This window comes from Streptomyces sp. NPDC057424, assembly GCF_042803315.1.
GTDB lineage: Bacteria > Actinomycetota > Actinomycetes > Streptomycetales > Streptomycetaceae > Streptomyces.
The window spans coordinates 22,092-46,127 of record NZ_JBHVCP010000042.1; the positions used below are offsets into that span (position 1 = coordinate 22,092).

Consider the following 24,036-nt stretch of genomic DNA (forward strand, 5'->3'; position numbering starts at 1 on the left):
GGCGTCGGCCATCCGCTGGCGGACGGCCGTGGCGCGGACCGCGGGACCGGGGACGCGGTCAGCCGCAAGGGGTGACGCGCCGCTCCGGTCCGGCCCGCAGGGTGATCCCTTGTCGAGGGTGAGCCGGGCGAGCAGCGGCCCGACGCGGGGTGCGGGCCCGCTTGCGCGGGGGCACGCGTCGGGACCGCGGCGACGGCGTTCGCCCCTCCGAGCAGACGCAGCGCGGACCGCCGGGGGATGCGAAGCACGTGCCGGGCGTGCAACGCACGGTGCGCGAGGCCCGGCTTGACGCCCCGTCGGACACCGTGGGCGGGGCGGGTGAACCGCTGCCCGTGGGGTCGCCGGGGTGGGCGACCCCGTACCCGTTCTACGGCAGGGCGGCGGAGTGGAGTGCCGTCACGGCGTCGGCCACGGCTCCGGTCGCGCGGCCGGGGACGCCGGGGCCGGGCTGTAGGGCGGCCCCGATGGACCCGGGCTCGGTGGACCCGGGCTCGGTGGACCCGGGCTCGGTGGACCCGGGCTCGGCTTCCTCGCAGCACGCCACCTGCGCGAACCGCGTCTCGTACCGCTCCTGCGGCAGCTCCTCGGACTCGGTGCCCGGCGGCTCGGAGGGAGCGTCGTCGTACGGGTGCTGCCCGCGCTCCTTGCGGCTCTCCCGCGGAGTGTCCTCGGCCCGCTTCTCCCCGGACTCCCCCGAACCTCCGGGAGCGGCGGCCGGTTCCAGTGCCCAGCGTTGCGCCTGGGATCCGTCGCGGCCGGTCACGACCACGTCCCGGCCCTCGCCGGCGGCGAGGGCCAGCCCCTTGCCGCCGCGCGGCAGGAGTTCGCCGCGCACGGTCAGGTCGTAGCGGACGACTCCGGCGTGCACGAGGCAGCCGGCCAGGACGACCGAGCCCCTGTCCGGGTCGGAGCCGAGGCACAGGGTGGGGTCGGCGGCGCTCCGCAGGACGCCGTCGTCCTGGTACGACCACCGCTGGGCGCCGCCGGCGGAGCAGGTGGACAGCACGATGCGGGCGTCCGCCCGGGTCCGGCCGCCCAGGACGTCGAGGCACAGTCCGCCGTCGAGGTTGCGCAGCCGCCCCCGGGCCACTTCGGCGGAGGTGCCGGCGGAGGCGGCCGACGGGGAAACGGCGGGCGAGGACGACGCTGAGCCCGGTTGCACGGGCGAGGTTCCCACACCGTCCGGGCCGACCCCGTGGCCACTGACCGCGCCCCACGTGGCCTGCGGGCCGGCGGTGCCGCCCTCCTCCGTCCAGCCCCGGGCGGCGAGCAGGGTCGCGAGCAGCATCAGGGAGGTCACACCGACGGCCGCGGCCAGCGCCTTGGTGTGCCGTCTCGGCGCCCCGGGCCGGCCGGTAGCAGGCTCGGCACGGGACCGGAGGCGGTGGCGTCCTCCGGCGGGCAGGACGCCCAGGCCCCCGTCGCGGCCCGGTCGTGACGCGAGGTAGCGGCGAGCGCCCCAGCCGAGCACCGTCTCGACGAGCAGGTCCTCCAGACCGCCCTCGAAGTGGCTGAGTTGTTCGGCGGTGTGACGGCAGTATCGGCATGCCATGAGATGCCGCTGAACATCCGGCAGCAGGGCCCCGCCGCGGCGCATGGGAACGTCCAGCAGACGGTTGTAGTAGCGGCATTCCCGTGTCGGTGCGAGTTCCCGGTGTGCCCGTACGCACCCCGACCGGAATTGCTCGCGTGCCTGCTCCAGGGCGGCCGACGCGGTGGCGGCGTCCACCCCCAGCAGACCGGCCGGTACGGATATGGGTTCGGCCTCGACCTCCGTGTGCCAGAGCAGGCATTGCGAAGCCCCCGGAAGGCTCCGGAATGCGCGCTCCGTGAGGCGCCGCCTTTCGGGTGTACTGGAGCGGGCGGCACGCAGGCCGCGGGCGCCGACGGTTTTGCGGAGTTCCGGCAGTACTCCGGAAATTCCGTCGTCGGCGGCCCACTCCCCGACCGTCTCCCGGACGGCCGTGAGCAGCCGCGGACGCAGAGCACCGCCACCCGGCCGGGCCAGTTCCCTGCGGAAGGCGGCGGCCGCCGCCATCGACGCGGAATCCTCCGAGGACGCCAGGCAGATCACGGCGTATTCGTAGACCGCGCGCCAGTGCCGTGCCAGCAACAGCGCGACGGCGTGCGGTCCTTCAGCGGGTTCGCCGACCCGGGCGAGGAGATTGCGGTCGGACGCCGCGGGCCCCGCTCCGGGGCGTGGCGGGTACGGCGGGCGTGGGGGGTAGGGGGATTGCACGGAACCATTTCCTTCCAGCCGCAGAACGGCATGCGAATTGCGCGTCCGTCGGAAAGCAGGTGCGTGATTGGTGCATACCTATGCCGCGTCAGCTGCGGGCTTGGCTGTGAGGCGGCTCACTTTCGCACACATGACTCACAGGTAACAAGGAGTTCGGATGACCCAAGTTCACGACGCGGGGAATACGGATAAGTTACCGGCGGTATCCGCACCGGCTTTCGAAAGCACAGCCACCGCGGGCCGCAAGTTGTGTGCACTCAAAGGCGGTTGGTCCACGAAATCTCCAACTCCACAGCGCACTCCCATGCTGCTCTCGGCGGGCTCTCATCTCCGCGCGCCAGCATGGGCTGCATGCTCACCCCCCACCGTTCCGCCCCGGCCGCCCCCGCCCGCACCGTCCGCAAGGCGGTCGTCCCGGCCGCCGGTCTCGGCACCCGCTTCCTGCCCGCGACGAAGGCGACGCCCAAGGAGATGCTGCCGGTCGTCGACAAGCCGGCCATCCAGTACGTCGTCGAGGAGGCGGCGACGGCGGGACTCGACGACGTCCTGATGGTCACCGGCCGGCACAAGCGGGCCATCGAGGACCACTTCGACCACGCCTTCGAGCTGGAGCAGGCCCTCGCGGCCAAGGGCGACACCGTGCGGCTGGACGCGGTGCGCGACCCGGCGCGGCTGGCGAGCATCCACCACATCCGTCAGGGCGACCCGCTGGGCCTCGGCCACGCCGTGCTGTGCGCGCGCCGGCATGTCGGCGACCAGCCCTTCGCGGTCCTCCTCGGCGACGACCTGATCGACCCCCGCGAGACCCTGCTGAGCCGGATGCTCGACATCCGCGACCGCCGGCTCGGCAGCGTGGTCGCCCTGACGGAGGTCCCGCCGGAGCAGATCCACCTCTACGGCTGCGCCGCCGTCGAGCCGACCGGCGAGGAGGACGTCGTCCGCGTCACGGGCCTGGTCGAGAAGCCGGCCCGGCAGCACGCGCCCAGTCGCTACGCCGTCATCGGGCGCTATGTCCTCGACCCGGACGTCTTCTCCGTGCTGGAGCGCACCCCGCCGGGCCGGGGCGGCGAGATCCAGCTGACCGACGCCCTGCAGGAGCTGGCCGCGGGCGGCACCGTGCACGGAGTCGTCTTCAAGGGCCTGCGCTACGACACCGGCGACAAGGGCGACTATCTGCGCACTGTGGTCAGGCTGGCCTGCGAACGGCCCGACCTGGGGCCGGAGTTCGTGGCGTGGCTCCGGGGGTTCCTGGGGGAGCTGGACGGCGCGCGCCCCGGGCACCGGGACGTGGCGGCCTGACCTGCGAAAGCCCCGGCACCCGGCCGGGACCCCGCACACGCCACAGCTTGCTCAGCCGTTGGGCCGCAGGGTCCACACCACGGTCATCTCGCCGGTCACGGCACCGTCGGCCCGCTGGATGGCGATGGTCACCGGGAACTCGGGGCGCTCACCGGCGTCCAGCTGGGCGACGACCTCGGAGGCCGGGCGGCCGAGGGTGGCCGTGGCGGTGACGGCGCCCATCGCCAGCTTCTTGTACGAGATCTCGGCGCTGACGGCGAGCGGCACGGCGCGCGAGAGCTGGTCCCCGAACGCGGCCAGGACGATCGCCCCGCTCGCGGACTCGCCCAGCGTGAACATCGCGCCGGCGTGCGGGCCGCCCACGTGGTTGTGGTACTCGCCCTGGTCCGGCAGCGACACCACCGCCCGCTCCGGCGAGGTCTCGAGGAACTCGAGGTTCAGGGTCCGGGCCATGGGTACCGTGGCGGCGAGCATCTCGCCGATCGACATCTGGTCTGCGCTCATGACCGCATGTTACTCACGAGTAGAGACGGGTGACCAGGCCGTGTGACGACCGCCGCACCGGTCCTCACGACATCCGCACCGGCCTGTCCCCGGGTTGCTACGTCTCCGTCCACGGGCAGTGACCGAATCGTGTCCGGAGCGCGGCTAGGGTGGCTGCCCATGTGGCCAGGACAGCAGCCGCCCGGGGGCGAGCAGAACCCGCAAGCGAACAACCCGTACCAGCAGCCGGGGTACCAGCAGCCGAATCCGTACCAGCAGCCGGGGTACCAGCAGCAGCCCAACCCCTATGGGCAGCAGCCGCAGTGGGGTACCCCCGCGCCGGCCGGTGCGCCACAGCCCCCGCAGGGCGGTGGCGGCGGCAGCCGGACGAAGCTGGTCGCGATCATCGCCGCCACGGCGGTGGTCGTGGCGGCCGGTGTCACCGGCTTCCTGGTGCTGGGCGGCGACAAGGACGACACGGCGGACGGCGGCGGCAAGAACGGCACGACGTCGTCGAGCCCGTCGGCCGAGGAGCCGAGCGCCCCCGCCTCGGGCGACAACCCCCGCGGCGGCGAGGCCGCGCAGCCCACGGTCAAGGGCTGGAAGGTCGTCATCAACCCCAAGTGGGGCACGGCCTTCGACGTCCCGGCGGACTGGGAGGTGGCCTCCCCGACCTCGTCCGTCTTCTTCGAGGACGAGAAGTCCGACGACGGCAAGCCGCTGATCCTCATGTCGGCACCGGCGTTCTACAAGTCCGAGTGGTGCACGAGCGACGACAACAAGGACGGCCGGACCGAGACCGAGGCGCTGGCCGGCGCGGGCACCAAGGGCGCCGACGGCGCCAAGGACACGGACGAGGTCGCGGTCAACCAGGTGGCCTGGTGGGTGTACGGCGGCTACACGCAGCCGGACAAGAAGAGCGTCAAGGCCGACGACAAGGCCAAGCCCTACACCACAGCCTCGGGCGTGAAGGGCAGCGTCGCCTGGGCGCACTCGGAGAACACGCCCGACAAGGGCAAGTGCGCGAGCGACGGCAAGGCGGTCACGTTCGGCTTCAAGAACTCCGCCGGCGACTTCGTCGCGTGGAGCTTCTTCGGGGCGAAGGGCGTGAAGGGCGAGGTGCCCGAGAAGACCGTCTTGAAGATCCTCAGCACGGTCCGGCTGCACGGCGAGCCGACCGGCGGCTGACTGACCCGGAGTCTGAGAGGGCCCGCCCCTGCAACGGGGGTGGGCCCTCTACGGCTCCCGCGTCTCGGCGTACGACCGGTTCGGCTCCGTCGCGCTGGCTCCCCTCGCCACGGCCGGGGCCGGCCCGGCGGAGGCGGCCTTCGGCCGTTCGGCGGCCCCTTGGGGCTGCGCCGGCCTGGTCGTCCCGGTCACGGCGGCCGTGCGGTGCGTACCGGACGTACGCCATCTGCGTCGCTGGGCCGCAGAGGTGGCGAAGGGCGGTGCGAGCGCGCGTCAGCCGATACCGAACGCCCCGTCGGGGGGCTCGGGTGAGGGCACGGCGTCCACGTCCCGCACCGCCCGCGCACTCCCGGTGAACTCCCGCAGGGCGGCGCCGTGCTCGACCCTGGCCGGAAAGGCGTCGGCGGCGGTGAGCCGGGCCAGGGCCGCCACGTCGATCGTCCGATTCCCGGCGACGAGCACGGCGTTCCCGAACCGCCGCCCCCGCAGCACACCCGGCTCGGCGATCAGCACGAGCTCGTCGAAGGCGGTGGCCAGGGTGGCGAGTTGCGACCGCAGGAAGGCGAAGGGCGCGGCGTCGGGGAGATTGGCGAGGTAGACGCCGCTCCCCCGCAGGACCCGCGCGGCCTCACGGACGTAGGCGACCGACGTGAGGTGTGCCGGGACCCGCGACCCGCTGAAGACGTCCGCGAGGACGACGTCCGCCGAGGCCGCGGGAGCGTTCTCCAGCCAGACCCGTGCGTCCGCCGCGTGCAGGGCGATGTTCGCACCGGCCGGCAGCGGCAGATGCCCGGCCACCAGCTCCAGCAGCCCCGGGTCGGCCTCGACGACGTCCTGCCGTGACCCCGGCCGGGTCACGGCCACGTACCGGGGCAACGTGAGCGCCCCACCCCCGAGATGCACCACGTCCAGCGCCCGTCCCGGCTCGGCCACGACATCCAGCACACGGCCGAGCCGCCGCGTGTACTCGAACTCCAGATGCGCGGGCTCGTCGAGATCGACGTAGGACTGCGGCGCCCCGTCCACGGTCAGCAACCAGGCCCGTTCCCGGTCGACGTCGGGCATCAGCTTGGCGGTGCCGTGACCGGTGGTCCGGGTCACGGGAATGGGATCCTTCACCCTCCCATTATCGTGAGATGGGGCCACGCACCTCAGGGGCGCGGGGCTGTGGCGAGGTGCGGCTCCGCCGCGTGGGCGCGACCAGCCGCAACGCTCCCGCGGCTCCCCACAACCTCAGCCCACCACGGTCACGGTCCCCGCCCCCACAGTCCGCCCGCCCTCCCGAATGGCGAACCCGAGCCCCGGCTCCAACGGCACGTCCCGCCCCAGCTCCACGGTCATGGCGACCGTGTCACCGGGCCGGGCCACCGCCACCTCGCCGAGGTCGACCACCCCGACCACGTCGGCGGTCCGGATGTAGAACTGCGGCCGGTACCCGGAGGAGACCGGTGTCGTCCGCCCTCCCTCCCGGGCCGACAGGACGTACACCTGCGCCGAGAAGCGCCGCCGCGGTTTCACGCTCCCCGGCGCGGCGACGACATGCCCCCGCCGGACGGCGTCCCGCGGCACCCCCCGCAGCAGCAACGCCACGTTGTCCCCCGCCTGGGCCTCCTCCATCGGCTTCCCGAAGGTCTCCAGCCCCGTGACCACCGTCTCGACGGAAGCCCCGAGCACCTCGACCCGGTCACCGACGCGCACCACACCCCGCTCGACCGCCCCGGTCACCACGGTCCCCCGCCCGGTGATGGTCAGCACGTTCTCCACCGACAGCAGGAACGGCGCGTCCAGATACCGCTCCGGCATCGGCACATACGTGTCCACCGCGTCGAGCAGCGCCTCGATCGACGCCGTCCAGCGCGGGTCGCCCTCCAGCGCCCTCAAGCCCGAGACGCGTACGACGGGTACGGAGTCACCGCCGTAGCCGTGCGCGGTGAGCAGGTCCCGGACCTCCAGCTCTACCAGGTCGGTCAGTTCCTCGTCCCCCGCGTCGGCCTTGTTGAGGGCGACCACGATGTGGTCGACACCCACCTGCCGGGCGAGCAACACGTGTTCGGCGGTCTGCGGCATGATCCCGTCGAGCGCGGAGACGACGAGGATCGCCCCGTCGAGCTGGGCGGCGCCGGTGACCATGTTCTTGACGTAGTCGGCATGGCCCGGCATGTCGACGTGCGCGTAGTGCCGGGTGTCGGTCTCGTACTCGACGTGCGCGATGTTGATGGTGATACCGCGGGCCGCCTCCTCGGGAGCCCGGTCGATCCGGTCGAACGGCACGTAGGCGCCGCTGCCCCGGTCGGCGAGGACCTTGGTGATGGCGGCGGTCAGCGTGGTCTTGCCGTGGTCGACATGACCCATCGTGCCGATGTTGAGATGCGGTTTCGTACGGACGTAGGCCGTCTTGGACATGGCTGGACCTCGAAGCTTGTGATCAGCGGAGAAGGAAGTGGGACCCCGAGGACCTGCCCGACCCTCCCCTTGCGGGGTCCGCCGGACGAACCGGAGAGGGTCAGCTTCGGGCGCCGTCCGTCACGGCAGGGAGATCGACGACGGCAGCCTTCTGGGCATCCGTGACCACGGATGCTGAGAGGGCGAAGGCGTGCCGGAACATGTCGCCGATCATTGCCGACGCTTTACCGCACGTCGAATGGTTTTCGGTTGCCTGGGCACGGGATTGCGCACCGCTGCCTGTGACGCCGGTGAGACGAACCATACGGCGATCACACACATATGTCGGTTAGTGTCACCGGATGCTCGATGCCACCACCCGCTCTGGGGGCACCGCCACGGCCTCTCCCCTGGCCGCCACCGCGGAGCTCGCCGTCGCCGTTCCCCCGGCAGCGACCGCCTCGCCCGCCGTACCGACCCGTTTCGCCGCTCGCTGCACGAGAGTTCTTCTTTCCCCGTGGTCGCGGCTGTCCCTGCTCGTCGTACTGCTCGCCGCGGGCGCGTGCGGGGTGCTGCTGTTCGAGCCGCAGCGGCTCCTGACGGAAGGCTGGCCGCCGCAGCTCGGCGGTGCCGCGGCAGCGGCGGTGTTCGCGGTGGCGTACGGCGTGTGCACCGTGGCGTTCGTGCCGAGGCCGCTGCTGAACCTCGCCGCGGGCGCGCTGTTCGGTTCGCAGCTCGGCCTCGGCGTGGCTCTGGCGGGCACGGTGCTCGGTGCCGGGATCGCCTTCTGCCTGGGCCGGGCGCTGGGCCAGGACGCGCTGCGGCCGCTGCTGCGGGGGCGCTGGCTGAAGGCCGCGGACGGTCAGCTCAGCCGGCACGGCTTCCGTTCGATGCTGGCGGTGCGGCTGTTCCCGGGTGTGCCGTTCTGGGCCGCGAACTACTGTGCCTCCGTCTCCCGTATGGGGCTGCTGCCGTTCCTGCTGGCCACGGGCCTCGGCTCGATCCCGAACACCGCCGCCTACGTCGTCGCGGGCGCCCGCGCCTCCGCCCCCACCTCTCCCGCCTTCCTGATCGCCCTGGCGTGCATCGCCCTGCCCGCCTTGGCGGGCGTGGTGGTGGCCTGGCGCAAGCGGCACCGGCTGCGCCACCTCTGACGCGCCGTCACGCCCGCCCGGTTCGCACTCGTTCCAGCACCATGCCGTCGGCGAGTCCGCCCGCCTCGCACCCGGTCTGCAGCGCGTACCGGGCGCCCCGTTCCCGCTTCGCGTGCACCAGCCTCGTCGTCAGCCGGGTGCCGCTCGCGCCATGGGGGCCCCTGCTCGAGCGAAGCCGAGAGCCTGGGTGAGGGTACCGGCGTCGGCGCCCCGCGCGACGTCCTGGCCACTCGGCTGCGCCGGCTCGTCGACGCCGGGATCCTGTCCAGGCACCTCCACAGCGAGCGCCCGCAGCGCTGCGAGTACCGGCCGACGCAGGCCGGACTAAACGGGAGCCGGGGCTGATGGCCCTCATGGCGTGGGGCGACCGCCACCTCCGGCCGGACGGCGCCCGCCCGATGGACCCGGAGCATTCCCGCGGCCAGGCGCTCGACCCGGCCGTCACCCGCCGGGTGTACGGCGACGCCGCGTGTCACGAGGACCTCACGGCCCGCCCCAGGCGCCCGGCTGCACGGTCACCGGACCCACCGCGGCCTGATCGCCGCTGGTCGCAAGCGGCTTCCAAACCCCTGTGTCCGGGCGGCCTTCCGGGGACGCTACGCTTCCCCCTCGGCACACATGATCCCCCGTTCATCGCAACGGCGGCCCGGTGCGCCCGTCGTCCGTTCCACGATCGGCACTTGGACTCCGCTACCTCATGTCTTGGTTCGAATCACTCATCCTCGGACTCGTCCAGGGGCTGACCGAGTTCCTCCCCGTCTCCTCCAGCGCCCACCTGCGGCTGACGGCGGCCTTCTCGGGCTGGAAGGACCCGGGCGCGGCCTTCACGGCGATCACGCAGATCGGCACCGAGGCAGCCGTGCTGATCTACTTCCGCAAGGACATCGGGCGGATCCTCTCGGCGTGGACGCGCTCGCTCACCGACAAGTCGCTGCGCAGCGATCCCGACGCCCGGATGGGCTGGCTGGTCATCGTCGGCTCGATCCCGATCGGTGTGCTCGGCGTGACGCTGAAGGACCAGATCGAGGGACCGTTCCGCGATCTGCGGATCACCGCGACGATGCTGATCGGCATGGGCATCGTCCTGGGCATCGCCGACCGGCTCGCGGCCCGCGACGAGAGCGGCGGCAAGCACCGCGCGCCCAAGCAGCGCAAGGCCCTCGAGGACCTGGGCGTCCGGGACGGCCTGATCTACGGCGTCTGCCAGGCCATGGCGCTCGTCCCGGGCGTCTCCCGCTCCGGCGCCACCATCAGCGGCGGCCTGTTCATGGGCTACAAGCGCGAGGCCGCGGCCCGCTACTCCTTCCTGCTCGCCATCCCCGCCGTACTCGCCTCGGGCGTGTTCGAGCTGAAGGACGCCACGGAGGGCGGTCACGTCTCGTGGGGTCCGACGATCTTCGCGACGGTCATCGCCTTCGGTGTCGGATACGCCGTGATCGCATGGTTCATGAAGTTCATCTCGACCAAGAGCTTCATGCCGTTCGTCTACTACCGCATCGTGCTCGGCATCGTCATCATCGTCCTGGTCAGCGTGGGTGCCCTGAGCCCGCACGCGGCGGAGTCGGCGGGCTGATCCGGAGCCGTGTGACCCAGGTCTCGTGACCAACCGCATAGGGATCGGGTAGCCGTCCGGTAGCGGGCTGTCAGTGGCTGCCCCTAGGCTTGTCCGCATGTCCCCCGATTTCCTGACCCCTGGTTCCGTGCGGCCCGCCGCCGAGGTCAACGAGGAGATCCGTGCGCTGTGGCAGCGCACGGGCGGCACCCTGTCGGCCGAGGAGCGCGCGGAGTACGAGCTCCTCGTCGTCGAATGGGCGGCGGCGATCCGCGGCGGCGTCGTCAGGGCTGCCTGAGCCACTCCCGCGGCCACCTCCCGCAGCACCCTCTCCGACCCATGCGCCCCGCCCCTCACTAGCCGCGCAGCCGCGCCAGCACCTCGTCGTCGAGTGCGACGGGCCGCTCCTCGGGCAGCAGCTCCGCAGCCGATTCCGGTTTCCCCGCCCGCACCAGCCCGTGGATCTGCGCGGCGAGCGGCGTGACGTCCTCGATCCCCGCGATCCACTCGTCCGCGTACCGCGCGGCGGCCTCCCCCGCGAGCCCCAGCTGAAGCGACCGGTACGGCAGCGGGCCGAGGTGCAGGTCCCGTTCCGGATCCCACTGCACCCGCGCGGGCGCCTGCCTCAACTGCCTTTTCCAGTCGGCCCGGTCGCCGTGCAGGGCGGGGACGTGGTGGGAGAGGCAGGCGTTGCGCAGCGCCCAGAGGAAGCCCGCGCGGTCGATCTCGATCGCCAGGACCGTCTCCTGGCCCTCCTTGGTGCCCCAGCCGCAGCGGTACATCATCCACAGGAACGACGGCTTGATCCATGTCATGCGCTCCCGCTTCCAGGCGGCCGGGAAGCGCCCGTGGCGGGCGGCGGGGCCGCCGATCTCCGGGCGGTAGGCCTGGTAGACGGTGATCGTGGACTCGGTGTGGCGGGCGCGCACCTGGAATCTCGGTTCGTTCCGACCGTTCACGTTCTGATCGTTCACGTAGGACAGGCTGGGCCCCCCGTCCCCCGGAGGCCACCGAATATCACTCACGCACGGCTCTTGGCCCGGCCCTCGCCATGCCCAACACTGAGCCGATGACGCAGCGCGTGGAGCTCGCCACCGTGAGGGACCGGCTGGCCGTCGACGGGTTGATCACCGACTACGCGGTGGCGGTCGACGACGGTGACTGGGAGGCCTACCGGGGGCTGTTCGCCCCTCGGGGACGGGCGGACTACCGCTCGGCCGGCGGCATCGAGGGAGAAGCCGGGGCGGTCGCCGCCTGGCTCGCGGAGAGCCTGCGGCAGTTCCCGGTGCGGCAGCATCTGATCGTCAACCGGCGGGTGCGCTTCGGGATCTGGGAGCAGGACTCCGGTGACACGGCCGAGGTCCAGGCCGACTACGTCAACCCCATGGCCACCGCGGGGCCCACGCCCGACTTCGTGTGCGGCGGCCGGTACGCCTTCGCAACGCTGCGCACGCGCGACGGCTGGCGGCTGAGCGAGGTGGTCGTATCGGAGAAGTGGCGGCGCCTTCCCTGGCCGCGGACGGCACCTGTGGTCAACTGACCCGGCGCCCTGTCCTAGATCGTCCGCGGGGCGCACACTGGAGGCACCGCGGGGTAGGAGGCGCCTATGAAGACGCTCGGCCACTGGCTCACCTCCACCTGGCGCCGCTCGGCCGCCGCGGCCGTCGCGGGCTCCCTGCCCGTCCTCGCCTTCCCGGCCTCGTCCCTGTGGTGGTGCGCCTGCGTCGCCCTGGTCCCCTGGCTCCTGCTGCTGCGCACCGCGCCGACCGGGAGGCGGGCCGCGTACGACGGCTGGTGCGGCGGCTTCGGCTTCATGCTGGCCATGCACCACTGGCTGCTGCCGAGCCTGCACGTGTTCACGTTCCTCCTCGCCATACTCCTCGGCGCCCTGTGGGGCCCGTGGGGCTGGCTGGTGCGCCGTCTCCTCGGCGGCGTCACCTCCCGGGGGCGGGTCGCGGTGGCGCTCGTGGTGCTGCCGTCGGGCTGGCTGGCCGTCGAACTGGTCCGCTCCTGGCAGGGGCTCGGCGGGCCCTGGGGCATGCTCGGCAGCAGTCAGTGGCAGGCGGAACCCGCGCTGCGGCTCGCCTCGGTCGGCGGTGTGTGGCTGCTCAGCTACCTGCTCGTGGCCGTCAACGTCGCCGTCGCCGTCCTCGTCGCGGTCCGCCGGGCACGGGTGCCCGCCGTGGCCGGTCTGGTCGCCACGGCCGCCGCCACCTCCGCCGCCTGGGCGTTCTCGCCCCGTCCCGCCGTCGACGGCCAGGTCAGGGTCGCCGTCGTGCAGCCGGGCGTCGTCGACGGCGCGGACAGCCGCTTCGCCCGCGAGGAACAGCTCACGCGTCGCCTCGCCGGCCAGGGCGTCGATCTGATCGTCTGGGGCGAGAGCAGCGTCGGTTTCGACCTCGGGGACCGCCCCGACCTCGCCCGTCGGCTCGCGGACCTCTCCCGCACCACGGGCGCCGACATCCTGGTCAACGTGGACGCCCGGCGCTCCGACCAGCCCGGCATCTACAAGAGCTCGGTCCTGGTCGGGCCCGACGGCCTGACCGGCGAGCGCTACGACAAGATGCGGCTCGTGCCCTTCGGCGAGTACATCCCGGCCCGCTCCCTGCTCGGCTGGGCCACCTCCGTGGGGAAGGCCGCGGGCGAGGACCGCAGGCGCGGCTCGCAGCCGATCGTGATGAACATCGGGGACGGTCTGCGCGTCGGTCCGCTGGTGTGCTTCGAGACCGCCTTCCCCGACATGACCCGCCACCTCACCCGGGAAGGCGTCGACGTGCTGATCGGCCAGTCGTCGACCTCCACGTTCCAGCACAGCTGGGCGCCCGGGCAGCACGCCTCCCTCGCCGCACTGCGCGCCGCCGAGACCGGCCGCCCGATGGTGCACGCGACGCTGACGGGCGTCTCCGCCGTCTACGGCCCGAGCGGGCAGCGCATCGGATCGTGGCTCGGTACCGACGCCTCCGCCACGCAGACCTACGAGATCCCCCTCGCCCACGGCACCACGCCCTACGTCCGCCACGGCGACTGGACGGTGCACGCGGCGATGCTGATCCTCGCCCTGTGGGCCACCGGAGAGGGCGTACGGACCCTGCGGCTCAGGCGGTCCGCTCCTGAACCGCGCGTACCACCCGCTCGCACAACTCATGGGTCTCCAACGCGTCCCGGGCGCTGAGCACCCTGCCCGCCCGGACCGCGTCGAGGAACGCGAGCACCGCCTGCTCGATTCCGCGCTGCCGGGCCACCGGCACCCAGTCCCCGCGCCGCCGCACGGTCGGCTGACCTTTGTGGTCGACGACCTCGGCGAGGTTGACGACCTGCCGTTTGGTGTCCTGTCCGGACACCTCAAGGATCTCCTCGGCCGAACCGCTGAGCCGGTTCATCACACCGAGCGCGGTGAAGCCGTCCCCGGCGAGCTGGAGCACCAGGTGGTGCAGCAGCCCGTCCTGCACGCGGGCGCGCACGGTCACGTCGTCGACCTCGCCGGGCACCAGGAACCGCAGGGTGTCGACGACGTGGATGAAGTCGTCGAGGATCATCGAGCGGGGGTCCTCCGGCAGCCCGATGCGGTTCTTCTGCATCAGGATCAGCTCGCGTGGATGGTCCGCGCACTGGGTGTAGCCGGGGGCGTGGCGCCGGTTGAAGCCGACCGCGAGGCTCACGTCCCGCTCCTCGGCGAGCGCCACCAGCCGCGCGGAGTCGTCGAGTTCGTAGGCGAGCGGCTTGTCGACGTACGTCGGTACGCCCGCCTCCAGCAGCCGCGCCACGATCTCCGGGTGCACGAGCGTGGGCGCGTGCACGAAGGCCGCGTCGAGGTCCGCCGCGAGCAGGGAGTCGAGGGCCGTGTGCCGCCGCTCCGGCGGGACGTGGAGGCCCTCGCCGACCCGGTCGAGCGTCGCGGGCGTACGGGTCTGCAGGTGCAGTTCGACCCCGGGCTGGAAGGCGAGGACCGGAAGGTAGGCCTTCTGCGCGATGTCGCCGAGTCCGATGCAGCCGACCTTCACGGGTTGATCTCCTCTAACGGTTGCCTGCCGGGGTCTGCTCGGAGCATACGGTGTCCCCTTGCGGCGGCCGCCAGTCGGCGATGCCGTCGAACCCTCGGAGGAACAGGGCGGGTCCGGCCTTCGACAGCGTGGCCATGGCGGTGTTGCGTACGGCGATCCCGGCGCGGCTGCGCATGAGATTGAGGTGGGCGACCTGCACGGCCCGGCGTGCGACGGCGGTCGTGCGGGGCAGCCGGGCGGCGGTGTATGCGGGCAGGTCGTCGCAGTGGTGCGCGAGGACGATCGCGTCCTCGATGGCCTGGTTGCCGCCCTGGCCGAGGGTCGGGGGCATGGCGTGCGCGGCGTCGCCGAGCAGGGCGGCCCGGCCGTGGTGGTGGGCGGGCAGGGGTGTGGTGATGTGGTGGACGTCGTGGCGCAGGACGTCCTCGGGCCGGGCGGCGGCGAGCACGGCGGGGATCGGGTCGTGCCAGTCGCCGAAGCGGCTCAGCAGCTCGGCCCGCTCGTCGGGCGCGTGGCCGCCGGCGGGCGTGACCGCGGCGGCGTAGGCGTAGACGCGCCCGTCCTTGAGTGGGTGCGTGCCCCAGATGCGGCCCCTGCCCCAGGTCTCGTGCGAGGCGAACTCGGCGCCGGGGACGGGGATCACGACCCGCCAGGTGGTGAACCCGGAGTACACGGCCCCGGGGTGGCCGGGGAAGAGCGCGTGGCGTACGGCGGACCGGATGCCGTCCGCCCCCACCACCAGGTCGGCCTCCAGCACTCCGTCGGTCGTCCTGACACGGGCGGGCCGGTCGGCGTCACCGCTGTCGGCGAGGGTCGCGGCGGCGCCCGTGCGGATGGTGCCCGGTGGGAGCCGGGAGGCCAGGCTCGCGATGAGGGTGGCGCGGTGCAGGAGCACGAGCGGGCCGCCGAAGCGCTCGGCGGCGGCGTCGGCTGAGGTTCGCGAGAGCCACCGCCCGGAGGGGGTGCGCAGCCCGCCGTCCCCGGACCAGGCCGCGAGGTCGCGGATCTCGTCGCCGAGGCCGATGACGTCCAGCGCGCGCAGGGAGTTGGGTGCGAGGGAGATCGCCGCGCCGACCGGCTCCAGCGAGGGGGCCCGCTCCAGCACGGTGACCCGCAGTCCGCGCCGGTGCAGGGCGACCGCCGCGGTCAGGCCTCCGATTCCGCCGCCGATCACGACGGCATGCCCGGACTGTGCCATGGCTCCTCCTCGCCTGCGACTACACCTGTAGTGACACCGTCACGTTACTACACCTGTAGTCGAGCGGGTAGCGTGAGGCCCATGTCCGAACGCACCGCCGGCCCCTCCCGCTCCGATCTCGTGGCCGACACCGCCCTCGCCCTGCTGGCCGAGCGCGGCATGCGCGGCCTCACACACCGGGCGGTCGACGAGGCCGCCGCACTCCCCCAGGGCTCCACGTCGAACCTCGCGCGGACCCGGCAGGCCCTGCTGGAGCTGGCGGTGCGGCGCCTGGCCGACCGCGAGGCCCGGGTGCTGGCCCTGCACGAGATGCCGGACCCCCGGGCCGGGGCCGGTCCCCTGGCGGCCGCGCTGGCCCTGGCGGCCCACCGGGCCCTGACGAACAACCGCGCGCTCACACTCGCCCGCTACGAACTGGCCCTGGAGGCGACGCGCCGCCCGGAGCTGCGGGTCTACTTCGACGCCACGGGCGCCCGCTTCCGGGACCAGCTCACCGCCCTGGTCACCGGCATGGGCTCGACGGACCCGGCCCGGCACACCCTGTCGCTGATCGCCTGGGCGGACGGGCTGATGTTCAGCTGTGTGGCGGGGTCGTTCGGCGCCGACGTACCGAGCCTGGACGACGTGCGGACCGGGCTGCGGGAACTGCTGGAGGGGATGCTCGGGGGCTGAGAATCTTGTGGTGCGGCACGGGCGGCTCGGAAAGGATGCGTCCATGACGAACGAGCGCAGCATGCCCGCCACCACGGCCGACGAACGCACCATGCTGCAGGGCTGGCTGGACTTCCACCGGCAGACCCTCGCCTGGAAGTGCGAGGGCCTGAGCGACGAGCAGCTCAGGTCCGCGGCCGTCGAGCCCTCCACGCTGTCCCTGATGGGGCTGGTGCGGCATATGGCGGACGTCGAGCGGAACTGGTTCCGCCGGGTACTGACGGGCGAGGACGTGAAGCCGGTCCACTGGAGCGACGAGGACCTCGACGGCGAGTTCCACCTCACCGAGGCGGACACCTGGGAGGAGGCGTACGCCACCTGGCAGGCCGAGATCGAGACGGCCCGGCGCAACGCTGCCCGCTTCGGCCTGGACGACATCACCGAGGGCAGGCACCGGCGCACCGGCGAGCGGTTCAACCTGCGGTGGCTCTACACCCACATGATCGAGGAGTACGCCCGGCACAACGGCCACGCCGACCTGATCCGCGAGCGCATCGACGGCGCGACCGGCGACTGACGTCACCCCCGTCACTCCGGCGCCCTCCGTACGGGGCGCGAGATCACCCGTGCGGGGCATCCTCCGCCTGTCCGCGGTCCCACCGCGGGCCGGACGCACCAGAGTTGCGCGGGTGCATCGAACGACCACCACAGCGACGCTCCTGCTGACCGTGGCGGTGTCGGCCCTCTCCGGCTGTACGACCGTCCCGCATCCCCCCGCGCCGGGGCCCTCGGCGGTTCCGTCCCGGCCGTCGGCGCCGCAGCCGGAGGGCGAGGCGGAGACACAGATCGTGCAGGCGCCGGCCCGTGAGGCCCTGCAACTCATCGAGGAGGCGCGCCGCCGCGCGGAGCCGGCCACGTCGTCCCGCCCGGCCGCGCCCCCCGCGGTCGCGTCGGACCACGGGACGACGCGGCCCGGCCACCGCGACGTCCGCCCGCGCCCCGCCCGTCCGGAACACCCCGAGCCCGCCCCGCACAGCCCCCAGCGGTCGCACACCGGCCTTCCGGACGTCTCGGAGTCGGTACGGCAGGACGTCCACGAGAGCGTCCCGAACAGCTCCGACGTGTGTGCGCTGGGCAGGCGCTACGGGGGATGGCGGGCGGACAGCCCGGAGGCGACGATCTGCCGCGACACGTACGGGCGGTGAGACGCCGGGTCAGGGCCGCTGCCGCGGCGGCCGCCATGTCCCCGGGCCGCCCTCTCCCAGCCGGGATTCCAGACGTGCGACGGCCGCCCACACGCCGTCGCCGTAGCTGTCGTCGGCGAGGGCGGTGGCGGCTTCCCGGGCCCACCGCAGGTGGGTGCGGGCGGCGTCGCGGCGACCGAGTCTGACGTAGTCGTCCGCCAGGTTCAGGTGCAGGGAGGGGTAGATCGCGGTCACCGCGGTCACCGCGAGGGCCTCCTCCCTGGCCTCGTCGGCCGCGGTCAACGCGCGCAGGTCCCAGGCCAGTTCGTCCGCCGGGTCGTCCTGGGTGTCGGCCAGGTAGTGGGCGAGGGTGCAGCGGTGCAGCGGGTCGCCGTGCTCGCCGATCTCCGCCCACAGGCCGAGGAACCGGTGCCGGGCCTCCTCCCGGTCCCCCGCGTGGTGCAGCATGACGACCTGCCCGATCCGTGTCAGCACGGCATCCGGCGCCGCCTGCTCCTGTCGCTCCGCCACGACGCCTCCGCGCACTCGCCGGCTGTTCCCGCCGACGCTAACCGCAGGCGGGGGCGATCCGGCTCAGGCGGCTCCGGACACCGCCGGGCCCGGCCCGTCACGGACGTACGGCCGGCCACGCCTCAGCCCAGGTTCGGAATCGCCCAGTCGATCGGCGTGTGCCCCTGTGCCGCCACCGCCTCGTTGATCTGTGTGAAGGGGCGCGAGCCGAAGAACTTCTTCGCCGACAGCGGCGAGGGATGGGCACCCTTGACCACGGCATGCCGGGACTCGTCGATCAGCGGAAGCTTCTTCTGCGCGTAGTTGCCCCACAGCACGAAGACCGCCGGGTCGGGGCGCTCGGCCACCGCCCGGATCACGGCGTCGGTGAACTTCTCCCAGCCGCGGCCCTTGTGCGAGTTGGCCTCACCGCCACGGACCGTGAGCACCGCGTTGAGCAGCAGCACGCCCTGCTCGGCCCACGGCATGAGATAGCCGTTGTCGGGGATCGGCGTACCCAGCTCCTGGTGCATCTCCTTGTAGATGTTGCGCAGGGACGGCGGAATCCGCACACCCGGCCGGACCGAGAAGCACAGCCCGTGCCCCTGCCCCTCGCCGTGGTAGGGGTCCTGACCGAGGACCAGGACCTTGACCTCCTCGTACGGCGTGGCGTCCAGCGCGGCGAAGACCTCCTCGCGCGGCGGGTAGACGGGGCCCTTCGCCCGCTCCTCCTCGACGAACTCCGTCAGCTCCTTGAACCAGGGCTGCTGCAGCTCGTCGCCCAGAACTCCGCGCCAGGACTCGGGCAGCATGGCGATGTCGGTCACGTCAACGTCCTCACGATGTGCGGTCACTTCCAGGCCACAGAACCTACCGGCGACCACTGACAACGTGCCCGGGGAACCCGGTGCCGCGCGCCTACCAGGCGGTCTTGCGGTGCAGCTCCCACAACATCATGATCGTGGACGGGTCCATGGCCCGCTCCGCGCCCGAGATGTCCCGGCTGGCCGCCACGTACTGCCTGCCCTGCCACAGCGGCAGCAGCCGCGCGTCGTCCACGAGGATCCGCTGGGCCTCCTCGAACTCCTTCTCCACGTTCGCGCGGTCGCTCTCCCGGCGCGAGCGGGGCAGCAGATCGCCGGTGATCTCGGGGGCCGGGTAGGGCGTACCGAGGGCGTTCTGGTCGCCGACGAACGGCGCGATGAAGTTCTCGGCGTCCGGGAAGTCGGGGAACCAGCCGCGCCCGAACACCGGGTACTCGCCCTTCTGGTAGCCCTCGACGTACGTCTTCCAGGGGCGGCTCTTCAGGCTGATCGTGAACAGGCCGGAGTCCTCGAGCTGGCGCTCCAGCTCCTTGAACTCCTCGGCGGTCTCGGAGCCGTAGCGGTCACTCGTGTACCAGAAGGTGAGCGGGACGCGCTGGTTGATGCCCGCTTCGGTGAGGATCTTGCGGGCCTTGGCGACGTCGGGGTTGCCGTAGTCGTCGAAGAAGCCGGTGGTGTGGCCCGTGAGGCCCTTGGGGACCATGGAGTACAGCGGGTCGACGGTGTCCTTGTAGACCTTGTGGGCGATCGCCGCCCGGTCGACGATCTGCGCGATCGCCTGGCGCACGGCCTTCTTGCTGGCCCAGGAGTCCTTCGGGTTGAACACCAGGTAGTTGATGTCGGTGCCGGTGCCCTCGACGAGCTGGATGTCCTCGTCCTTGGAGGACTTGCTCTGGAGATCGACGACGTCCCCGGCGGCCAGACCGCGGTAGGTCACATCGATCTTCTTGTCCCGCAAGGCCTTCACCATGGTGGCGGAGTCCTGGAAGTAGCGGACGGTCACCGCGTCGTTCCGGCGCTCCGCGTAGCCCTTGTAGGCACCGTTGCGGACGAGGACGGCCTCCTTGCCCTCGGCGTACGAGTCGAGGGTGTACGGCCCGGACCCGACCACGTCGCCGTCCTCGCGCAGGCTGTCCTCCGGGTAGTCCTCCGGGGGCACGATCGACATGGCGGGGGTGGCGAGCACGAACGGGAAGGTGGCGTCGGGCTTGTTGAGGTGGAAGATCACCTCACGCTCGTTCGACGCCTGGACCCGCTCCAGACTGCCCAGCAGACCGGCGGGACCACCGTTGACGTTGATCTTGCGGATCCGGTCGAACGAGTGCTTCACGGCCTGGGCGTCGAGCGCGTCGCCGTTGGAGAACTTCAGGCCCTCGCGCAGCTCGCAGCGGTAGACCTGGTGGGAGGAGTCGCTGAATCCGCACTGCTCGGCGGCGTCCGGCTGGGGCTCGCTCGCGCCGGTCGGATAGCTCAGGAGCGTCTGGTAGATGTTGCGGAACAGCTCCCATGAGCTGTCCCACGCCGCGGCAGGGTCGAGCGTGCTGGGGGAACTGGTGGTGCCCACGACGATCGGTCCCTCGTCCTCCGGTGTGTCGGAAGACAGCACGCCGCACCCGGCGAGCAGGGACGATATGGACGCGATGGCCGCCACCTGCCACAGGTACCGGTTCCGCTTGAACACGCGCACGCTCCTCGATCTGCCATACCAAGGGTCGGCAGACCATACCGCAGTGCCGCGCCCCCTGCCCCTCCCGGGACGTGACCTCTTGATCGATAAACCTTTGACGACGTTGTCATCGCCCTTTGCGGTGCTTTTACGCCGACACGGGCGCCGTTCTTGTCAACGGACGCCCGTGCCGATCCGCACGCGCGGTCCGCGTCAGCCGGTTCCGGCGTTGAGGAAGATGCCGCCGTCCACGACGAGCGTCTGGCCGGTGACCCAGTCGGACTGCCCGGAGGTGAGGAACGCGGCCGCGCCCCCGATGTCGGAGGGCACGCCGAGCCGGCCGAGCGGGTAGGCCGCGGCGGCCTCCTCCTCGCGGCCCTCGTAGAGCGCCTGGGCGAACTTGGTCTTCACGACGGCGGGGGCGATCGCGTTGACCCTGACCTTGGGCGCGAACTCGTGCGCGAGCTGCACGGTCAGGTTGATCATCGCCGCCTTGCTGACGCCGTAGGCGCCGATGAACGGCGAGGGCGAGAGGCCCGCGACGGAGGCGATGTTGACGATCGCGCCGCCGTTGTCCTTCTGCCATGCGTGCCAGGTCCGCTGGGCGAAGCCGAGCGCCGAGACGACATTGGTCTCGAAGACCTTGCGGGCGACGTTCAGGTCGAGGTCGGCGATCGGCCCGAACACCGGGTTCGTGCCCGCGTTGTTGATCAGGTAGTCGACGCGGCCGAAGGCCTCCATCGTGCGCTCGACGGCGACGGCCTGGTGGGCCTCGTCGTGCGCCTTGCCCGCCACGTAGACCGCGCGGTCGGCGCCGAGTTGCTCAACGGCCTCCTTGAGGGCGTCCTCGTTGCGGCCGGTGATGCACACGCGGTCGCCACGCGCGACCAGGGCCTCGGCGACGCCGTAGCCGATGCCGCGGCTGGCCCCCGTGACGAGGGCGACTTTGCCGGAGAGTTCCACGGAAGTCATGTTCTTCGTCCCTTAGTCGAGCGGTCCGCCGGCCACGTACAGCACCTGGCCCGAGACGAATCCGGCAGCCTCGCCGGTGAAGAAGGCGATGGCGTTGGCGATGTCCTCCGGCTCACCGACCCGGGCCACCGGGATCTGCGTGGCGGCGGCGGCCTTGAAGTCCTCGAAGCCCATGCCCACGCGGTCGGCCGTGGCCTTGGTCATCTCGGTGGCGATGAAGCCGGGGGCGACGGAGTTGGCGGTGACGCCGAACTTGCCGAGCTCCTTGGCGAGGGTCTTGGTGAAGCCCTGCAGGCCCGCCTTGGCGGCCGAGTAGTTCACCTGGCCTCGGTTGCCGAGCGCGGACGACGACGACAGGTTGACGATCCGGCCGAAGCCCGCGTCCACCATGTGCTTCTGGCAGGCCTTGGACATCAGGAAGGCGCCGCGCAGATGCACGTTCATGACGGTGTCCCAGTCGGAGACGCTCATCTTGAACAGCAGGTTGTCGCGCAGCACGCCCGCGTTGTTGACCAGGATCGTCGGCGCGCCGAGCTCCTCGGCGATCCGGGCGACGGCAGCCTCGACCTGTGCCTCGTCCGAGACGTCGCACCCGATCGCGACGGCCTTGCCGCCCGCGGCGGTGATCTTCTCGACGGTGTCCTTGCAGGCCGCCTCGTCGAGGTCGAGCACGGCGACCGCGCGACCCTCGGCGGCCAGTCGTACGGCGGTGGCGGCACCGATGCCGCGCGCGGCACCGGTCACGACGGCAACCCGCTGCTCAGTGGTGGACATGACTGCTACTCCTCAGGTGAGCGACCGCTTAGTACCTTCAGTGGGTGTGACGCTAGAAGCCCTGGCACGCGGTGTCAACGGCCCGGGGCGGCATGTGATCCATTACCCGGGACCACCTGCCCGGCAGCGTCCCCCAGGGACACCCGACCGGCGTACGGCCGCGCGCCGCAGCACGGCTCGGCGCCCGGCGTCGGAGCGCGAGCCACCCGTGGCCGGAGGGGAGGCGCCCGGTGCGCCGTCGCATCGGTGCCACAGGCGCGCTGTTCGCGATCGCCGCGCTCGTGCCGCCGGCCGACTCCGCTCATGCCCTGCAGGACCTGGACTGCCGCGAACTTCTCCTTCCAGGAGGACGCACAGGCCGTCTTCGACGCGCATCCGGGCGGTCCCCACAGACTCGACGAGGATCGGGGCCCGGACGGCGGCATCGCGTGTGAGGCCCTGGCCCACCGCGGCTCGTCTCCCCCACCACCTCCGCCAGGCACCACTACTCCCACCGCCGCCCCTTCCCGAGGCGTGCGGGGCGGACTCGGGAGCGCGGTGTCCCCGGGCCGGGCGACCGGGAGGCGGGGTTCGGCCCGACCTTCGCGGCGGGTGCCGCCCTCGCGGCCGGCTACGTGGTGAGGCGTCGTCGGCACTGATCGCTGGGGCGGGGCAGACGTCACCTCACCAGCAGGTCCAGCAACCGCTCGGTCTCCGCTGCCGGGTCCGTGGTCAGGCCGGTGTGCACGGGGCCGGGCTGGACGATGGTGGAGCGGGGGGCGACGAGCCAGCGGAAGCGGCGGCCCGGGTCGTCGGAGGCCGCCTGGCCGGCCGCGGGGCCGCCCGCGCACAGGCCTTCCACGGCCCGCAGGGCGGCTCGGACACCGGCCACATCGGCCCGGGGGTCGAGGGCCAGCAGGCGGGTCTCGTCGAGGTGGGTGCGGACGCCGACGTAGGACGCGGCGCGGCAGTAGACGAGGACCCCGGCGTTGACGCACTCGCCGCGTTCGACGCGCGGGACGACGCGCAGGACGGCGTACTCGTAGACGTGGCGGCCCCGGGGCCCGCCCCTGATGATGTGCCGGTCGTTCACTTGAGCCCCTGGATACGGTCGTGGATGACGGCGGCCCGTGCGAGCAGCGGGCGCGCGTAGGCCCGCCTCAGGTCGTCCGGCGCGGCGAAGCCGGGTTCGTCCGTGAGCCAGGCGTCCGGAATCTGGGCGGTGACGTCCGCGAGGAGTTCCTCGGTGACCAGGGGCGCCAACGCGGCGGCGGCAGCGGCGACCTCGGGGGCGAAGGACGCCAGTGCGTGGTCGGAGGCGTCGTACGGGCGGGCCGCGGAGGCCTCCGCGCCCTGCCAGTTGTGGTGCCAGATCATCGTCGCCCCGTGGTCGACGAGCCACAACTCGCCCCGCCACCTCAGCAGGTTGGGGTTGCGCCAGGACCGGTCGACGTTGTTGATCAGTGCGTCGAACCAGACCACCCGGCCGGCCTCCTCGGGGCTCACCTCGAACGCCAGCGGGTCGAAGCCGAGCGCGCCGGAGAGGAAGTCCATGCCGAGGTTGGTGCCGCCGCTGGAGCGGAGCAGGCTCTGCACCTGCTCGTCCGGTTCGCCCAGCCCCAGCTCCGCGTCGAGCTCGACGGTGACCAGGCGCGGCGTCCGCAGCCCCAGCCGGCGGGCGAGTTCCCCGCAGACCACCTCGGCGACGAGTGTCTTACGGCCCTGTCCCGCGCCGGTGAACTTCAGGACGTAGGTGCCGAGGTCGTCGGCCTCGACCAGGCCCGGCAGCGAACCACCCTCGCGCAGGGGCGCGATGAAACGGGTCGCGATCACTTCCTTGAGCATCGCCCCAGGTTACCGACGTACGCGGCGGCCGCGGCGACGGCCTCGCGGCGGCGGGCGGGAATCCGACAGCGAACCGACAGCTCCGCTTTACCCGTGCCATTCCGCGAACGGGTCAGGATTTCGACATGGTCTGAA

General features: G+C 72.3%; 25 protein-coding genes and 2 pseudogenes. 12 read left to right on the top strand and 15 right to left on the bottom strand.

Annotated features, from left to right (window positions below; all coding sequences use genetic code 11):
• Positions 1-367 precede the first annotated feature (367 nt).
• A complete protein-coding gene (locus ACFU3E_RS27645) occupies positions 368-2,239 on the bottom strand; it encodes a ricin-type beta-trefoil lectin domain protein (protein WP_384163759.1) in 1,872 nt (623 codons plus the stop codon).
• A gap of 351 nt (positions 2,240-2,590) precedes the next feature.
• Between ACFU3E_RS27645 and galU the strand changes: the two genes are divergently transcribed.
• Positions 2,591-3,538, top strand: a complete 948-nt coding sequence (galU, locus tag ACFU3E_RS27650; RefSeq protein WP_384163762.1) for a UTP--glucose-1-phosphate uridylyltransferase GalU — start codon at positions 2,591-2,593, stop codon at positions 3,536-3,538.
• A 51-nt stretch (positions 3,539-3,589) separates the two neighbouring features.
• Here the strand turns inward: galU and ACFU3E_RS27655 are convergent, their stop codons facing one another.
• Positions 3,590-4,027, bottom strand: a complete 438-nt coding sequence (locus tag ACFU3E_RS27655; RefSeq protein WP_384163902.1) for a DUF4442 domain-containing protein — start codon at positions 4,025-4,027, stop codon at positions 3,590-3,592.
• A gap of 174 nt (positions 4,028-4,201) precedes the next feature.
• On the opposite strand from ACFU3E_RS27655, the gene ACFU3E_RS27660 reads away from it, so the two are divergent.
• Both ACFU3E_RS27660 and ACFU3E_RS27665 read left to right on the top strand, forming a co-directional pair.
• Complete coding sequence (locus ACFU3E_RS27660; protein ID WP_384163765.1) at positions 4,202-5,209, top strand: hypothetical protein; 1,008 nt, start codon at positions 4,202-4,204, stop codon at positions 5,207-5,209.
• Between the two features lie 55 nt (positions 5,210-5,264).
• A pseudogene (locus ACFU3E_RS27665) lies at positions 5,265-5,521 on the top strand (MFS transporter); the annotation flags it as partial.
• On the opposite strand, the gene ACFU3E_RS27670 reads toward ACFU3E_RS27665, so the two are convergent.
• From ACFU3E_RS27670 to ACFU3E_RS27680, 3 genes are all read right to left on the bottom strand, one after another.
• Positions 5,483-6,328: a spermidine synthase gene (locus ACFU3E_RS27670; RefSeq protein ID WP_384163768.1), complete on the bottom strand. Its 846-nt coding sequence runs from the start codon at positions 6,326-6,328 to the stop codon at positions 5,483-5,485. The pseudogene ACFU3E_RS27665 and the gene ACFU3E_RS27670 overlap by 39 nt on opposite strands.
• 114 nt (positions 6,329-6,442) lie before the next feature.
• Complete coding sequence (gene tuf / locus ACFU3E_RS27675) at positions 6,443-7,612, bottom strand: elongation factor Tu (RefSeq protein WP_384163771.1); 1,170 nt, start codon at positions 7,610-7,612, stop codon at positions 6,443-6,445.
• Between the two features lie 100 nt (positions 7,613-7,712).
• Positions 7,713-7,916 (bottom strand): hypothetical protein, encoded by a 204-nt coding sequence (locus tag ACFU3E_RS27680; protein ID WP_384163774.1) that lies wholly within the window; start codon positions 7,914-7,916, stop codon positions 7,713-7,715.
• A 37-nt stretch (positions 7,917-7,953) separates the two neighbouring features.
• On the opposite strand from ACFU3E_RS27680, the gene ACFU3E_RS27685 reads away from it, so the two are divergent.
• From ACFU3E_RS27685 to ACFU3E_RS27700, 4 genes and pseudogenes are all read left to right on the top strand, one after another.
• Positions 7,954-8,745: a TVP38/TMEM64 family protein gene (locus ACFU3E_RS27685; protein ID WP_384163777.1), complete on the top strand. Its 792-nt coding sequence runs from the start codon at positions 7,954-7,956 to the stop codon at positions 8,743-8,745.
• A gap of 201 nt (positions 8,746-8,946) precedes the next feature.
• Positions 8,947-9,283, top strand: a pseudogene (locus tag ACFU3E_RS27690) (winged helix-turn-helix transcriptional regulator); the annotation flags it as partial.
• A 159-nt stretch (positions 9,284-9,442) separates the two neighbouring features.
• A complete protein-coding gene (locus tag ACFU3E_RS27695) occupies positions 9,443-10,318 on the top strand; it encodes an undecaprenyl-diphosphate phosphatase (protein ID WP_384163780.1) in 876 nt (291 codons plus the stop codon).
• 97 nt (positions 10,319-10,415) lie between these two features.
• A complete protein-coding gene (locus ACFU3E_RS27700) occupies positions 10,416-10,595 on the top strand; it encodes a hypothetical protein (protein WP_384163783.1) in 180 nt (59 codons plus the stop codon).
• Between the two features lie 58 nt (positions 10,596-10,653).
• Here ACFU3E_RS27700 and ACFU3E_RS27705 read toward each other — a convergent pair whose 3' ends face one another.
• Complete coding sequence (locus ACFU3E_RS27705) at positions 10,654-11,256, bottom strand: DUF4291 domain-containing protein (RefSeq protein ID WP_384163786.1); 603 nt, start codon at positions 11,254-11,256, stop codon at positions 10,654-10,656.
• 110 nt (positions 11,257-11,366) lie between these two features.
• Here ACFU3E_RS27705 and ACFU3E_RS27710 point away from each other — a divergent pair, with 110 nt between their 5' ends.
• Both ACFU3E_RS27710 and lnt read left to right on the top strand, forming a co-directional pair.
• Positions 11,367-11,837: a nuclear transport factor 2 family protein gene (locus ACFU3E_RS27710; protein ID WP_384163789.1), complete on the top strand. Its 471-nt coding sequence runs from the start codon at positions 11,367-11,369 to the stop codon at positions 11,835-11,837.
• Between the two features lie 66 nt (positions 11,838-11,903).
• Positions 11,904-13,469: an apolipoprotein N-acyltransferase gene (gene lnt, locus ACFU3E_RS27715; RefSeq protein ID WP_384163792.1), complete on the top strand. Its 1,566-nt coding sequence runs from the start codon at positions 11,904-11,906 to the stop codon at positions 13,467-13,469.
• Here lnt and ACFU3E_RS27720 read toward each other — a convergent pair.
• Positions 13,393-14,298, bottom strand: coding sequence for a Gfo/Idh/MocA family protein (locus tag ACFU3E_RS27720; RefSeq protein ID WP_384163795.1), 906 nt, complete (start codon positions 14,296-14,298; stop codon positions 13,393-13,395). The genes lnt and ACFU3E_RS27720 overlap by 77 nt on opposite strands.
• A gap of 13 nt (positions 14,299-14,311) precedes the next feature.
• Positions 14,312-15,496, bottom strand: coding sequence for an FAD-dependent monooxygenase (locus tag ACFU3E_RS27725; RefSeq protein ID WP_384163798.1), 1,185 nt, complete (start codon positions 15,494-15,496; stop codon positions 14,312-14,314).
• Positions 15,497-15,577: 81 nt separating this feature from the next.
• Between ACFU3E_RS27725 and ACFU3E_RS27730 the strand changes: the two genes are divergently transcribed.
• The 3 genes from ACFU3E_RS27730 to ACFU3E_RS27740 all read left to right on the top strand — a co-directional run bounded on the left by ACFU3E_RS27730 (position 15,578) and on the right by ACFU3E_RS27740 (position 17,352).
• Positions 15,578-16,168 carry a TetR/AcrR family transcriptional regulator gene (locus tag ACFU3E_RS27730; RefSeq protein WP_384163801.1) on the top strand — a complete coding sequence of 197 codons (591 nt, stop codon included), beginning with the start codon at positions 15,578-15,580 and terminating at the stop codon, positions 16,166-16,168.
• A gap of 43 nt (positions 16,169-16,211) precedes the next feature.
• Positions 16,212-16,724, top strand: a complete 513-nt coding sequence (locus ACFU3E_RS27735) for a DinB family protein (protein WP_384163804.1) — start codon at positions 16,212-16,214, stop codon at positions 16,722-16,724.
• A 112-nt stretch (positions 16,725-16,836) separates the two neighbouring features.
• Positions 16,837-17,352 carry a hypothetical protein gene (locus ACFU3E_RS27740; protein WP_384163807.1) on the top strand — a complete coding sequence of 172 codons (516 nt, stop codon included), beginning with the start codon at positions 16,837-16,839 and terminating at the stop codon, positions 17,350-17,352.
• A 9-nt stretch (positions 17,353-17,361) separates the two neighbouring features.
• Here the strand turns inward: ACFU3E_RS27740 and ACFU3E_RS27745 are convergent, their stop codons facing one another.
• The 7 genes from ACFU3E_RS27745 to ACFU3E_RS27775 all read right to left on the bottom strand — a co-directional run bounded on the left by ACFU3E_RS27745 (position 17,362) and on the right by ACFU3E_RS27775 (position 23,901).
• Positions 17,362-17,862 carry a hypothetical protein gene (locus tag ACFU3E_RS27745; protein ID WP_384163810.1) on the bottom strand — a complete coding sequence of 167 codons (501 nt, stop codon included), beginning with the start codon at positions 17,860-17,862 and terminating at the stop codon, positions 17,362-17,364.
• A 122-nt stretch (positions 17,863-17,984) separates the two neighbouring features.
• Positions 17,985-18,668: a uracil-DNA glycosylase gene (locus ACFU3E_RS27750; protein WP_384163813.1), complete on the bottom strand. Its 684-nt coding sequence runs from the start codon at positions 18,666-18,668 to the stop codon at positions 17,985-17,987.
• Positions 18,669-18,759: 91 nt separating this feature from the next.
• The gene (locus tag ACFU3E_RS27755; RefSeq protein ID WP_384163816.1) at positions 18,760-20,346 is read right to left on the bottom strand and encodes an ABC transporter substrate-binding protein; all 1,587 of its coding nucleotides are present in this window, start codon (positions 20,344-20,346) and stop codon (positions 18,760-18,762) included.
• 198 nt (positions 20,347-20,544) lie between these two features.
• Positions 20,545-21,303, bottom strand: coding sequence for an SDR family oxidoreductase (locus ACFU3E_RS27760; RefSeq protein ID WP_384163819.1), 759 nt, complete (start codon positions 21,301-21,303; stop codon positions 20,545-20,547).
• Positions 21,304-21,315: 12 nt separating this feature from the next.
• On the bottom strand, positions 21,316-22,077 hold the full coding sequence (gene fabG / locus ACFU3E_RS27765) for a 3-oxoacyl-ACP reductase FabG (protein WP_248508564.1): 762 nt from the start codon (positions 22,075-22,077) through the stop codon (positions 21,316-21,318).
• Between the two features lie 658 nt (positions 22,078-22,735).
• On the bottom strand, positions 22,736-23,149 hold the full coding sequence (locus ACFU3E_RS27770; RefSeq protein ID WP_384163822.1) for a DUF3037 domain-containing protein: 414 nt from the start codon (positions 23,147-23,149) through the stop codon (positions 22,736-22,738).
• Positions 23,146-23,901 carry a HipA family kinase gene (locus tag ACFU3E_RS27775; RefSeq protein ID WP_384163825.1) on the bottom strand — a complete coding sequence of 252 codons (756 nt, stop codon included), beginning with the start codon at positions 23,899-23,901 and terminating at the stop codon, positions 23,146-23,148. The genes ACFU3E_RS27770 and ACFU3E_RS27775 overlap by 4 nt, the downstream gene beginning before the upstream one ends.
• Between the last annotated feature and the right edge of the window lie 135 nt (positions 23,902-24,036).